We start from the raw sequence: 12,848 nt of genomic DNA, 5'->3' as shown, positions 1-12,848 counted from the left end.
CGTCGTCGGCCTCGCCCTCCGACCCACAACGCGGAAAAACCCCGACACCAGGTGATGCCGGGGTCTATCCCGTCAGCGTGTGAAAGAAAAAGCGTGAACGGAGAGCGGACGGCTCAGACGGCGTCGACGTCGACCGCCAGCGGTCGGGCACTCCGGGTCCGGAACGCGAGGCCGAGCACCGACAGCAGCGCGATGACCGAGAGGATCGTCGCGGCAAGGAAGCCCGCCCGGCCGCCGGCGTAGAAATCGCCCGGGATCGCGAAGGCCGCGAAGACGGACGCCACGATGGCCAGGCCCACCGCGCCGCCGAGCTGCTGCATGGTCTGGAACAGCCCCGATGCGGCGCCGGCCTCCTCCGGGTCGACGTTGCGCAGGGCGAGCGTGGTCAGCGGCATGAAGGTGAGGCCGGCTGAGATGCCGGTGAAGGCGAGTGCCGCGATCACCACCGCGAGCGGCGTCTGCGGACCGATGAGAGCCAGCGGCACAAAGGCGGCCACCCGGAGTGCGGCGCCAACGTTCACCAGACGTTCCGCACCGAATCGTTCCACGAGACGGGGCACGATCCGGGACATCGTGGACACCCCCACGGGCATGGGGAGGAACATCAGCCCGGTGATGAGCGGCGAGTAGCCCTGCGAGTCCTCCAGGTACTGCACCATCAGGAAGAACATCGCGAGCATTCCGGCGTACGTCGCCGCCATCGCGGCGAGCGCCGCCACCCGGCTGGGGCTGCGGAGCAACTGCGGTCGGAGCAGCGGGTGGGCCACCCGTCGTTCCGTCACGGCGAGCGCGACGAGCAGAAGGGCGCCGACGGCGAGCCCCGTCAGGGTGAGCGGGCTGGACCAGCCGTCCTCGGCCGCCTGGATCAGGGCCCAGACGATCGCGACGGCGCCACCCGTCGCGGTGACGGCTCCCAGGACGTCGAAGTGCCCGGTCTGGCGCGGGGTCTCCGCCACCAGCCTCGGCACGGTCACAAGAATGGCCAGGCCGATGGGGACGTTGATGAACAGCGTCCACCGCCAGTCCGCCGTCGACGTCAGGATGCCGCCGAGGATGAGGCCGAGCGCGCCACCCATGGAGGAGATCGCGGAGAACATGGCCAGAGCGCGGTTGCGCGCCTTGTCATCGCGGGCGCTGGTCGTGATGAGGGCCAGCACGCTCGGGGCGGCGAACGCGGCGCCGACGCCCTGGAAGGCGCGCGCGACCACGAGGAAGAGCGGGTCGGTGGCAAGGCCGCCGAGAAGGGAGAAGAGCGTGAAGACGGCGACGCCGGCCAGGAAGGTCCGGCGGCGTCCGAGCACGTCACCGACGCGGCCGCCAAGCAGCAGGAGACCTCCGAAGGCGAGGGCGTAGGCGTTCAGGACCCAGCTGAGCTGAGCCGGGGAGAAGTGGAGGTCCGTGGCGATGCGGGGCAGCGCCACGTTCACGACGGTGGCGTCGAGGACGAGCATGAGCTGGGCGAGCATGACGAGGCCCAGCCCGAGGGAAGTGGTCCGGGCTGTGGCCCGGTTCCGGGTGGGCAGAAGGGTGTCTGTGAGGGGAGCCATGGGGAGTCCTGTTCTGACGACGGGGACTGGCGTACACTAATCGGAGAGTTGCTCCGCTTAGCACTATACGGAGACACTCTCCGTTTTCGCAAGACTTTTCACGAAGGAAGTGTTCAGGTGCGCGCTGACGCCCGTCGGAACCGTGACCGGATCGTCGAAGTGGCCCGGGAGCTGGCCCGTGCCAAAGGCTATGACGCGCTGACCATGGACGAGGTGGCCAAGAAGGCCGGCATCGGCGCCGGCACGCTGTATCGCCACTTCCCTACCAAGGACGCGCTCCACGACGCCGTCATCGAGGCCTGGGCGGACAAGGTCAACGCCGCCGTGGACGCCGCCATGGAGGCGCCAGGGACTCCGCGGGAACGGCTCGCCCTCTGGCTCCGCGAGTACACCGCGATGCTGACGGCGCACCAGGGCGCTGCCGCGCGGATCACCGCCTCACTCGGAGTCGCCGGATCCCCCTACGAGGCCAAGTGCCAGACCTACATGCAGGCCAATCAGCGGGTCATCGACGCCCTCGGGTCAGACCTCCGGCCCGATGCGGAAGCCCTGCAGATGTGCCGCCTGGTGGGCGGCGTGGCCGCCGTCGCCGACAACAGTGGCCTGCCTGCGGAGGCCGTCACCGCCATGCTCGACGTCCTCGCGGACGGGCTCCTGGCGCCGCGGGCCTGACGCTGCGCGGTCGATGCCTGGTCGTCTAGCATGGGCGGTGAACGCCCGCCGGCGTACCGGCGGACATCACCGCGGAGACGACCTGAGGCCAGGAGACGACCATGACAGAGACGTACCCGATCCAGGAGAGGGTCGAGGCCGCGCTCGGGGCAGAGCGCGCAGACAAGCTGCTCACCGGGCTGGACAACTATTCGAATCAGCCGAACGCCGTCAAGGGCGCTGCGAAAAGGCCGAGCGACCCTGAGGTCGAAGCGGTCGCCCATGCGGCTTTCGCGGCCGCCACTCCCCAGGAGATCAACCTGGAGCTGGACTCGATCGGCATGTGGGGCCTGCTGACGCTCGCCGCCCGAGCGGACGTCACGATTCTGGACAGCCTGCCCCCGGGACGCGTGGACAACCCGAAGGTGGCCTCGATCAGGCGCGCGACGACGAAGCACCTCAAGGGTCTCGCGGAGGCCGCGGCGGCGGACCCGTCGACCGATTCAGCGGATTGAAACCGGGAACCACAACGAGAGGCGCTTCCCCACCACGAAGGAGCTTGAGTGGCTGACAACTCGCGCGAACCACTGGATTTCCTGGTCCTGGGCCACTCCCCCCGAGGGTGCCACCGGCTGGCCACACCCGGTGTCGATCAGCGTCCATCCGCTAGGCGAGATGACGCTCCTCAATTTCTCGAAGGGGCCTCACATCGCCAACGTCGGCGGGCAACTGCGGGTCACATGGGTGATCGTCGATGATGCGCTGAAGGAGTCCTTCGCCGAAGAGTTCGACGCCTGTGACGCCCACTGGCTCGTGCCGTACCTCGCGCGGCTCGCAGCGGGTGAAGAGGTCACTGAACACGAACTCATTGACGCCTACCGGGCGAAGTTCGGTCGCTATCCGAAGACGGAGCTGTCCGCCAACCACACCTTCTGAGCGGCGACGGTTCCGGCCCCGGCCGGCTCCCCTTCGCTCCGTGGCCCATGGTGAAGCGGTACTCCAGCACGTCGCCGTCGGATATGGAGTATCACGTGCTTTCAGCACCGGCCCTGGCGTTGGGACGCCGCCGCGGACGTCGAACCGCGCTGAAATCCAGGGTGGACCACACCAGCGTCTGATCATCGCACTTCCCGCCCTTCCCAGCGACGACCCCAACCGATAGCATTCGTTCAGCATTCCAGCCGTTCGGTATTTTTTTGGGGGACCATGGCACACTTGCCCAGCATTCGACAGAGAGGCCTAAAGGCCCTCTATGCAGTGACCGCGACGGTCGCCTTGTGCAGCGGGCTGGTGACGCCACTGGCCCCCGCCCTGGCGGAGGCGTCCCCCACTCCGACGGTCAGCGCCACCGCGACGCCGACGGAGACTTCCGCTCCGACGGAAACAGCGCCCGTTCCCTCCGCGACCCCGGTGACCACCGAGGCTCCGACGGCACCGCCGACGTCGGAACCCACTCCGGCTCCCAGCGCCACGGCCACCGCGACGCCCAGCCCGCAACCGACTGCCACGCCGTCGTCGATCCCTGTGGGCAGCCATTTCACTGCCTGGTACGGGAGCTATGGAGTCGAGCCGTTCTACGGGAAACCACGTGCGGCTCAGGTGTGCGCGACAAGCACCTTCTGCACCCAGGAGTTCGAGTACGGCACCGCCTACTGGAAGTCGGCCCTCGGAGCCCACGGGGTCTCCCGGGCGACGGGCGTCGGCGCCAAGTACTTCGCCGACGGCGGCTATGCGAAGTTCGGCATGCCGGAAGAGGAACTCGCCGACTACCAGTGGACCGGTTACTCGTTCACAGTGCCCCGCTCATACCAGCAAGCGTTTGAGAAGGTCATCATCGTGGCGCCCAACGGAGCCGCCGCATTCGTGCTGGACCGCAGCCAGCCGATCGTCCAGTACCTGCAACCGCACGGCCCGAACGGTGGCGGCGTTCGTTGGCTGTCTCCGGTGCAGTGCGGCCTGGCTCAGGGAGGCTGTTCCGCACGGTACGTGGGCTACATGAACAACGTGTGGAACAACGCCATCGTCCAGAGGTACTCCCAGGGCTCCTCGGTGCGGGGCGTCGTCGCCGTCGGCAGCCCGGAATGGAATCGCTGGCGCGCACTCGGCGGCGAAGCCGGTCAGGCAGGTTACCCGCTCGACTCGAGGTGCGACTTCTACAACGCTCGCGGCTACTGCAAGACGACTTTCCAGCGCGCCTCCATTTACACCAAGGGGAATTCGCTCACGGTGGTCAAGGGTGCGATGTTCCGCTGGGACGGCGATGCGATCACCATCGGCTTGTACGGACCCCCGCTGGCCGATGAGCGGTGCGGGCTGGCTCAGGGCGGCTGCAGCCAGGAATTCGCCGGCGGAACCGTGATGTGGACTCCGGCCACGAGCTCACAGCCGGTCAAGGGCGCCATCCGCGCCAAGTGGCGGGCTCTGGGCGGCGAAAAGGGCCACCTCGGATACCCGACAGGGCCGGAGCAGTGTTTCGGCCTGACTTTCAACAACGTCGACAAGTCAGGGTGCTCTCAGCGCTTCCAGTACGGGATGATCTGGTGGTCCCCTAAGACCCCCGCTCGCGCCGTCTGGGGCTCGATCCTGGGCACCTACCAGCGCTCCAACTTCGTCTGGGGCGACTACAACTCTTTTGCGTATGCGGGCAAGTCACTCGGCTACCCCACCAGCGATGAGAACTGCTCAGGTCCCGGCGGCGGTTGCTACCAGCTGTTCCAGAACGGCATGATCTGGTGGTCGAAAACCACCGGCGCACAACGGGTGATGGGTGGAGACGCGCGGGTTTATCAGTCCCTCAACTGGGCCTGGGGCCGGCTCGGATATCCGACCACGGAGGAACAGCCCCTGCTCATGGGGCAGTACTATCCGAACAACGTGTGGGGTACCCGGCAGTTCTTCCAGCACGGCTACCTCACGTGGGACCCCCGGTACGGCGTCAAGGTCACGTACCGCTGACCCAGAGACGGCGAAAGGGCCCCGGCACCCACTGGCGCCGGGGCCCTTTCCGTGTCGGACGAGACGTTGAAGCGGAACTCCACCACGTCGCTGCGGTCAGCAACCTTAACGTGCGATATTGCCAGGGGTTGTCGCTAGCGGCCGCGTTTGCCCCGCTTCTTCGACTTCCGGCTCGGATTCAACCTGACCGTCGCTCTTCGCGCCGACGGTGGGATCGGCCGCCCCATGTCGGCAGGGGGGATGAGGCCCATCTTCATAATGGCACCGTCAAGGTCTTTATTCTCCTCCGGAGGCGAGTTGTCATAAAGGACCGATCTAATGCATTGGTCCTCGTCGAATACCACCATGAGCGCACGATCCGACTGAATCTGGTGCTTCTTAGCGAACCCATAGGCCGCGAGCCGGTAGCTGGCCTCTTGGATAGACATCTTTCGAGGTTTGGTGCCCATGAACAACGTCGGGTAGCCCCACGCTCCGGCAAATGCCATCACCGAGTTGTGGTGGAGACCGTCCTGTCGGGTCATCAACGCTAAGCGTTCAACCATGTCGCATAGCGATTCTTGCGATTCCTCAGCAATGTTCAACAGATCGGCGCTGAAACGGAACCACCCGGGCTTGCGCCCATCCTGAAGGAAGTCCACGATCCGGGCGGTGCCCGGTAAGACGCTGAAGGAAGGCTTCTTGACTTCTACTCCGCTCGAGCCTTCCTGGTAGTAAACCCAAGCGTCCAGCTCGTCGGTTTGAGTCATCACTCGAGTGGGAATGGCCGACTCCTGATACCGACGACGCTCCTTGCCCGTAGAAGGCGCAACGCCAAGGAACTCTTCACTTACCCGATCAGGGTCCGGTTCAACCCACAAGCCGCCCGAGAGAAATAGCATGAAGAGATCGAGCTCGTCGACAGCTGAGTACTTCAGCGACACTTCTGACTCTGTGCGACGTCGCAGATAGAGTAGGAACTCCGCTGGCCTATCGATGACCTCGGCAATGACGCTAAGGTCGTGCAACGTCACAAGCCAAGGGAAACGATCACTTCCGACTACGTCGGCACGCACGAGTTCGTCCAAGGCAGTGGAAAGCGGGCCGAAGTCGTCGAGGTAGACGGTCACCGAGCGAATCTCCCGGATCTCTGAGAGATCCAGCCATTCGCGATTTTCAAGCCAAAGCCCGTGATTGGTTCTGATATGGTTTTCAAGCCTGAGCGCCTGGTCGGTCGCGCTACCAATCGTTTCCCGAAGATCGGCAGACAACCTTTGGACATGCCCACGCCGCGCGTGACTGGAGATACTCTTTGCCTTCACTTCTACGCAAATCGCGACATCCTCAATGATGAACAGCCCGTCGGCTTCAGTCTGCTCGGCGATCGAAATGATATCCTTCGCATCGGATCCGAGCTCAGAAACCTCGATGCCCGGATTGGCGCGGAAGTATTTGAGGTTCGCGTGGGCCGCGTCTGAGCCCAGCAGGGCGGCCAGACGCTTCAGGGCGAGGTTCTCGCTCACGAACATGCGGCGCTTTTCATAGCGGCGAAATTTTGCGGGGACCGCCTTGAGCGCCTCTTCGACGATCTGACGGAAGCAGTCGGTGCCGATCGGCTTGCCTGTCAAGATGTAGTTCCCGTGGGTGTCCTTGACCAGCGACGCAGAGCGAAACGGGTTATCCCCGCCGAGAAACTTCGTCACCACGGCAAGAGCGTCGTCAGCGCCGTTGAACGTCAAGCTGAAACGATCCAGAACAGCTTGGGTTCGATCCGCAGGGACACCTGAGGCCTCAGCCACCTCTTGAACCGTGAGAGTTGCGCGTTCCCCAGGAAGCTCCAGCATGCTCACCAGGGCAGAGCGCGCTTCCTTTTCAGACTCAGGATCGTTCCTTTTCTCGTCACGCTGATCGAATATCTCACCGACGGTGTCGCGGAGGGCCAAGAACTTCTTCCCGTGGACGCGAACGATTGCCTCACGCACGGCGCAGAAATCCTCGTAGCTGAAACCAAGCGTCTCGACGAGCAATTCACCGAGGTGGTGTGATGAGAACAGCTCTTCGTTGATCTCGTCATTGATGTGTGCGTACTGCATGAACTGCACTGCCAGATCGTGGCTGACGAACTGGGCGGACAGCATGGTCAGCGGCCCGAATTCGTTTCGCTCACCCGCGCTAAAGAGGGCGAACGAGCCCAGGATCAGCATTTCGAGCGCCCGTTCGTGCAGGTCGGGAATCAATCCCGCAGGGCGGGTCTTGATGGTCGGCGTCAACACGGGCGCGCGCTGGCCCCTGGCGATGAGAATGAGCGCGACGAGTTCGACCGCTGCCGGCGTCTGATCAGCAAGACTTTCACGGTAGCCGTCTAGTATCACCGGCATCTCGCGCATCCGCATGAGTTCGATGATGTCGAAGGCATCAGCGTCCGTCAGCGAATCCGCGATGGTCTGAACGTGCTCCGCGATGATCTCGGGTCCGCGAGCAACGTAGTCCTGCAGACTCGTCGTCCCGCCCATCCGACTAACCGTCTCCCCCATACGCGCGACGGCCGCGGCAAGACTTTCGTTGTCTGCCGTTACGATGCGCCCTGACGGCAATTCGCGGGCTTGTTTCTTTTTTGCCATTGCACCCCCCTTTTCATAGAAACTTTAGCCCCGACTATCTCACCCGACTCATCCAAGTGGGCCTAGGGCGACCATCAAGTAGCAGTCAAGGCCCCGCAAAGTCTCCGCAAATCGGCCCCATCGAAATTGTGGGTCTAGGTAGGCTCTGAAACCTCGCTCTTCGAAGAATGAGCGTGCCACCTGAGCTCTCAGGTTCCGAAATCCGAGAGCGCGGCGTGGAGATAGATACTCGAGGCGGCCGTCATGAACTTCGGTGCGACCTCGTGGGTGCCGGGCGTGGACGAAGAACATGACGACTGCCGCGGTGCACGTAGTGAGCCTGCAACCGAGGCGGTTCAGATCTTTTCGCGTTGCCAGGACGCCACTGCTCGGAACATCAATCTCAGACCTCATCGCCTTCTTCCCGAGCGTCCTGCCGAGTCTGCAGTAGTCAGCGATCATGCAGGCCGGTAAGCAGACCTAACGCCGACCATCAAATGCAGAGCCCCCGCCGTCTCAAAGACGACAGGGGCTCTTTGTCGTAGCGTGACTACACGTTGAAGCGGAACTCCACCACGTCGCCGTCGGACATGACGTATTCCTTGCCTTCGATGCGGACCTTGCCGCGGGACTTCGCCTCGGCCATGGATCCGGCGTCGACCAGGTCCTGGAAGGAGACGACCTCCGCCTTGATGAAGCCGCGCTGGAAGTCGGTGTGGATCACGCCGGCCGCCTGCGGGGCGGTGTCGCCCTGGCGGATGGTCCAGGCGCGGGCCTCCTTGGGACCTGCCGTGAGGTAGGTCTGCAGGCCGAGGGTGTGGAAACCGACGCGCGCCAGCTGGTCCAGGCCGGACTCCTCCTGGCCGTTCATCTCGAGCATCTCGCGGGCCTCCTCCTCGGAGAGCTCCACCAGGTCGGATTCCAGCTTGGCGTCGAGGAAGATGCAGTCGGCCGGAGCGACCAGAGCGCGCAGTTCGGCCTGCTTGTCCTCGCTGCCCAGGATGCCCTCGTCGGCGTTGAACACATAGATGAAGGGCTTGGCCGTGAGCAGGCTCAGTTCCTTGAGCTTGTCCAGGTCCAGCTTGTCCGAGGCGATCGAGGAGAAGATGGTGTCGCCGCGTTCGAGGACGGTCTGGGCGGCCTTGATGGCGTCCAGTTCGGACTGCTCACGCTTGCGGGCGCGGATGTCCTTCTCGAGGCGCGGGATGGCCTTCTCGATGGTCTGCAGATCGGCGAGGATCAGCTCGGTGTTGATGGTCTCCATGTCGGAGCGCGGGTCGACCTTGCCGTCGACGTGGATGACATCCGGGTCATCGAACACGCGCACCACCTGGGCGATGGCTTCGGCCTCGCGGATGTTGGCGAGGAACTGGTTGCCCAGGCCTTCACCTTCCGACGCGCCCTTCACAATGCCGGCGATATCCACGAAGGACACGGTGGCCGGGAGGATCCGCTGGCTGCCGAAGATCTCGGCGAGCTGGGTGAGGCGCGGATCCGGGAGGTTGACGACGCCGACATTCGGCTCGATCGTCGCGAACGGATAGTTCGCTGCGAGGACCTGGTTGCGGGTCAGTGCGTTGAAGAGCGTTGACTTGCCAACATTGGGAAGTCCGACGATGCCGATAGTAAGAGCCACGGTCAACCATCATACCGGGAACCGCCCCTCGGCCCGCCGCCGCCATTAATGTCAGTCCCCCATGGCACAGTGAAAAGCATGGAAAACATCCTGCTGGTTCTTCTCGCACTGCTGCTCGGCCTCGCTGCCGGTTTCCTCTGGGGACGGTCCCGGAACGACGACGGCGCGCCCCTCCTGCGCGCCCAGCTGAGGGATGCGGAACAGCAGCTGGGCCTGAGCCGCGAATCCCTCGCCGACGCCCGGGCGCGTGCTGAACTGCTCGAACGCCAGAACAGGGCCCTCAGCAGCTTCGACGAGCAGGAGAACACCGTCCTGCATGCGCTGGCGCCCGTGGCCGAGAAACTCGCCGCCGTCCAGCAGCACGTCGCCATCCTGGAGCGGGACCGGCAGCACCAGTTCGGGCAGCTCTCCGAGCAGCTCCAATCGGCCCGTCAGGTGGAGGCGGCACTCCTCGAGAGCACCCACTCTCTGGCCTCGGCCCTGAAGAACAACGCCAGCCGTGGACGCTGGGGAGAAGTCCAGCTGCGCCGAGTGGTCGAATCCGCCGGCCTTCTGGACCATGTGGACTTCCACGAACAGTTCAGCTCGGTGTCCGGTGACGCCGCGGTCCGCCCCGACCTCGTGGTGCAACTGCCTCAGGGCAAGTACCTGGTGGTGGATTCGAAGGTGCCGCTCAGCTCCTTCCTGGAAGCCCAGGAAAGCGGGTCCTCGTCCTCACCGGAGCGGAGGAACGACCTCATGAAGGCCCATGCCAAGGCGGTCCGGGCCCACATCGATGCCCTGGCGAGCAAGCGCTACTGGGACGCCGTGCCCGCCAGCCCGGAACTCGTGGTGTGCTTCCTGCCCGCGGAGTCCTTCCTGGCCGCAGCACTGGAGGCCGATGGCAGCCTGCTCGACTACGGCTTCAGCCGCAACGTCGCCCTCGCGTCGCCCGCCACGCTGATGGCACTGCTCAAGGCCGTCGCCGTCACGTGGCGGCAGGAACTCCTGACCGAGAATGCCAAGGACCTCTACGACCTCTCCCAGGAGCTGTACACCCGTCTGGGAACCATGGGCGGCCACATCTCCAAGATGGGAACGTCCCTGAAGTCGAGCGTGGAGAACTACAACCGCTTCGTCGGAACCCTCGAAACCCGTGTCCTGAGCACCGCCCGCAAGATGACCAGCCTGAACCTCGGCGATGCCGAGCAGTTCAGCACCCCGGCCACCATCGAAACAACACCGCGGGTCCTCACCTCGGCGGAACTCCTCGACGAGGAGAACCGGGCGGCGTCCTGACGGCCGCGTCCTGACGGCGGAGCCTGGGGGGCTGAACCTGCGGGACTGAGCCCGCGGGACTCAGCCTCGGTACGCCCCGCTGAAGACCACCTCAGCGGTGCCACCGACCCACAGCGCGCCGTCGATGTCCTTGATATGCACGCGGCCGTCCCGGTCCATGCAGCCGCCCTGCCGGTTGCTGAAGGGCGCAATCACACGGCCGGTTTCGATCATCCACTGGGACGCCGACGCGTTGAGGCTGCCGGTCACGGGGTCTTCCATCAAAGGGCCGCCGAGCCCGTCCGAGAAGAACCCCCGCACCTCGAACGCATCCTGGTCGCCGTCGGCGCACGGGCCGAGGACACCGATGTCCCAGCGGCCCGGATGGCGGCTCGCGTTCGGCTGAAGGTTCACCACCGCACGGTCGTCCGCCAGGAAGACCCCTACCCACCCGGGACCGTTGTCGATCCACCGGGCCTCGACCACGTCCTCGCGCTCGATGCCCAGGATCTCCACGACGTCCTGCAGATAGGACTCCTCGACCTCACCGCCACGGATCAGACCCGGGGCCGCGAAAGACAGCAGGCCGCCCTCTTCCCGGACCTGGATCAGACCGGCACCGCACTCCTGCACGATGACACCCGGCGTCTTCGGCACCCCGCCGGCGTCCAGCCAGGCCCGTGCTGTTCCCAGCGTCGGGTGCCCGGCAAAGGGGCACTCGGAACCCGGTGCGAAGATCCGGACCCGGTAGTCGGCCTCGTCGGTGGTCGGCGGCAGGACGAAGGTGCACTCGGACAAATTGGTCCAGGCAGTGAAGCGGACCATCTCCTCGGTGGTCAGCCCCTCGCCGTCGAGCACCACGGCCACCGGGTTCCCGCCCAGCGCCGACGTGCCGAAAACATCCACTTGCCTGAATCGCCTGCTCATCCTTCGAGGCTATCAGCCGTCAGGAAGAAGGACTGACCGGAAACCCAGGCATCACCGCAGGTCAGATGCCTGGCAGCCGGGGCCTGAAAGACGGCGCGTGAAAGCCGAGTCCCCCGAATCACGCGATCGCGATTCAGGGGGACAGCAGTCGTCAGACGATGATCCGTCAGCGACGATCCGTCAGCTCAGGGGCCGGTTACCGCGGCCACCCAGGGCCCGGCTGGAATCGCCGGCGGCCTTGAGCGTCGCGCGCAGCTCCTTGGGGAGGGAGAACAGCAGGTCCTCCTCCGCCGTCACGACTTCCTGGACATCGCCGTACCCGTAGTCGGCCAGCAGGCGGAGAACGTCCTGCACCAGGACCTCTGGGACCGATGCGCCGGAGGTGACGCCGACGGTGGCCACGCCTTCGAACCACGCCTCATCGACCTGGTTCGCGTAGTCCACACGCTCGGACCGCTTGGCGCCGTACTCCAGGGCCACCTCCACCAGGCGGACCGAGTTGGACGAGTTCGCCGAACCGACCACGATCACGAGGTCGGCCTGCGGCGCCACCTTCTTGATGGCCACCTGGCGGTTGGTGGTGGCGTAGCAGATGTCGTCGCTGGGCGGATCCTGCAGGGTGGGGAACTTCTGGCGCAGCAGACGCACGGTCTCCATGGTCTCGTCCACGCTGAGGGTGGTCTGCGAGAGCCAGATGACCTTGTCGGGGTCGCGGACCGTGACCTGGTCCACCTCATGGGGCCCGTTGACGATCTGAATGTGCTCCGGAGCCTCACCCGCGGTGCCTTCGACCTCCTCATGGCCGTCATGGCCGATGAGCAGGATGTCGTAATCGTCCTTCGCGAAGCGCACGGCCTCGCGGTGAACCTTGGTGACCAGCGGGCACGTCGCGTCGATGGTCCGGAGGCCCCGGTCCTCGGCGGACTGCACCACGGCCGGAGAGACGCCGTGAGCGGAGAAGATGACCAGGGCGCCCTCGGGCACCTCGTCGTTCTCCTCCACGAAGATGGCGCCCTTCTCCTCGAGAGAAGTCACCACGTGCACATTGTGGACGATCTGCTTGCGCACATAGACGGGAGGACCATAGTGCTCCAGCGCCTTCTCGACCGCGATCACGGCACGGTCCACGCCGGCGCAGTAGCCACGCGGCGCGGCCAGCAGGACCTTCTTCGGAGCGGTGACGGGCGCAGCGGCCTCCACTTCCTCGCGGGTCCGGCGCTTACGCGGGATGGAGGGCATGGGCACAGAGATGGCGGCCGAGGTCATGACATCCATTCTACTGAACCGGGCCGGGCC

The 12,848-nt window shown here is 65.1% G+C and carries 11 protein-coding genes; 5 read left to right on the top strand and 6 right to left on the bottom strand.

Translation table 11 applies throughout. The features are described from left to right. Positions 1-113: 113 nt before the first annotated feature. Positions 114-1,547 (bottom strand): MFS transporter, encoded by a 1,434-nt coding sequence (locus BLV63_RS06555; protein ID WP_066211310.1) that lies wholly within the window; start codon positions 1,545-1,547, stop codon positions 114-116. Positions 1,548-1,664: 117 nt separating this feature from the next. Between BLV63_RS06555 and BLV63_RS06550 the strand changes: the two genes are divergently transcribed. The 3 genes from BLV63_RS06550 (at position 1,665) to BLV63_RS06540 (ending at position 3,134) form a co-directional block, all read left to right on the top strand. Further along, on the top strand, positions 1,665-2,219 hold the full coding sequence (locus tag BLV63_RS06550) for a TetR/AcrR family transcriptional regulator (protein WP_066211312.1): 555 nt from the start codon (positions 1,665-1,667) through the stop codon (positions 2,217-2,219). Positions 2,220-2,320: 101 nt separating this feature from the next. Continuing rightward, positions 2,321-2,713, top strand: a complete 393-nt coding sequence (locus BLV63_RS06545; RefSeq protein WP_066211314.1) for a hypothetical protein — start codon at positions 2,321-2,323, stop codon at positions 2,711-2,713. 160 nt (positions 2,714-2,873) lie between these two features. Further along, a complete protein-coding gene (locus tag BLV63_RS06540) occupies positions 2,874-3,134 on the top strand; it encodes a hypothetical protein (RefSeq protein ID WP_066211317.1) in 261 nt (86 codons plus the stop codon). Positions 3,135-3,448: 314 nt separating this feature from the next. Here BLV63_RS06540 and BLV63_RS18650 read toward each other — a convergent pair whose 3' ends face one another. Beyond that, positions 3,449-3,706, bottom strand: coding sequence for a hypothetical protein (locus BLV63_RS18650; RefSeq protein ID WP_175533607.1), 258 nt, complete (start codon positions 3,704-3,706; stop codon positions 3,449-3,451). 91 nt (positions 3,707-3,797) lie between these two features. On the opposite strand from BLV63_RS18650, the gene BLV63_RS06530 reads away from it, so the two are divergent. Further along, positions 3,798-5,153: an LGFP repeat-containing protein gene (locus BLV63_RS06530; RefSeq protein ID WP_066211319.1), complete on the top strand. Its 1,356-nt coding sequence runs from the start codon at positions 3,798-3,800 to the stop codon at positions 5,151-5,153. A 134-nt stretch (positions 5,154-5,287) separates the two neighbouring features. Here the strand turns inward: BLV63_RS06530 and BLV63_RS06525 are convergent, their stop codons facing one another. Both BLV63_RS06525 and ychF read right to left on the bottom strand, forming a co-directional pair. Further along, a complete protein-coding gene (locus BLV63_RS06525; protein WP_066211321.1) occupies positions 5,288-7,753 on the bottom strand; it encodes a hypothetical protein in 2,466 nt (821 codons plus the stop codon). A gap of 529 nt (positions 7,754-8,282) precedes the next feature. Further along, positions 8,283-9,368, bottom strand: coding sequence for a redox-regulated ATPase YchF (gene ychF / locus BLV63_RS06520; protein WP_066211998.1), 1,086 nt, complete (start codon positions 9,366-9,368; stop codon positions 8,283-8,285). 78 nt (positions 9,369-9,446) lie between these two features. Between ychF and BLV63_RS06515 the strand changes: the two genes are divergently transcribed. Continuing rightward, positions 9,447-10,646, top strand: a complete 1,200-nt coding sequence (locus tag BLV63_RS06515; protein ID WP_066211323.1) for a DNA recombination protein RmuC — start codon at positions 9,447-9,449, stop codon at positions 10,644-10,646. Positions 10,647-10,706: 60 nt separating this feature from the next. Here BLV63_RS06515 and BLV63_RS06510 read toward each other — a convergent pair whose 3' ends face one another. Then, positions 10,707-11,552 carry a PhzF family phenazine biosynthesis protein gene (locus BLV63_RS06510; RefSeq protein WP_066211325.1) on the bottom strand — a complete coding sequence of 282 codons (846 nt, stop codon included), beginning with the start codon at positions 11,550-11,552 and terminating at the stop codon, positions 10,707-10,709. 180 nt (positions 11,553-11,732) lie between these two features. Further along, positions 11,733-12,818, bottom strand: coding sequence for a 4-hydroxy-3-methylbut-2-enyl diphosphate reductase (locus BLV63_RS06505; RefSeq protein ID WP_066211328.1), 1,086 nt, complete (start codon positions 12,816-12,818; stop codon positions 11,733-11,735). Between the last annotated feature and the right edge of the window lie 30 nt (positions 12,819-12,848).

Origin of the sequence: Arthrobacter woluwensis, from assembly GCF_900105345.1 — a bacterium.
In the GTDB taxonomy this organism is placed as follows: Bacteria; Actinomycetota; Actinomycetes; order Actinomycetales; family Micrococcaceae; genus Arthrobacter_E; species Arthrobacter_E woluwensis.
This window is presented reverse-complemented; position numbering and strand designations above follow the sequence as displayed.

Bases quoted from the DNA above. Each gene is read 5' to 3' on its own strand.
- BLV63_RS06555 (WP_066211310.1), bottom strand. From the start codon at position 1,547: ATGGCTCCCCTCACAGACACCCTTCTGCCCACCCGGAACCGGGCCACA.
- BLV63_RS06545 (WP_066211314.1), top strand. From the start codon at position 2,321: ATGACAGAGACGTACCCGATCCAGGAGAGGGTCGAGGCCGCGCTCGGG.
- BLV63_RS06540 (WP_066211317.1), top strand. From the start codon at position 2,874: ATGACGCTCCTCAATTTCTCGAAGGGGCCTCACATCGCCAACGTCGGC.
- BLV63_RS06525 (WP_066211321.1), bottom strand. From the start codon at position 7,753: ATGGCAAAAAAGAAACAAGCCCGCGAATTGCCGTCAGGGCGCATCGTA.
- BLV63_RS06515 (WP_066211323.1), top strand. From the start codon at position 9,447: ATGGAAAACATCCTGCTGGTTCTTCTCGCACTGCTGCTCGGCCTCGCT.
- BLV63_RS06510 (WP_066211325.1), bottom strand. From the start codon at position 11,552: ATGAGCAGGCGATTCAGGCAAGTGGATGTTTTCGGCACGTCGGCGCTG.
- BLV63_RS06505 (WP_066211328.1), bottom strand. From the start codon at position 12,818: ATGACCTCGGCCGCCATCTCTGTGCCCATGCCCTCCATCCCGCGTAAG.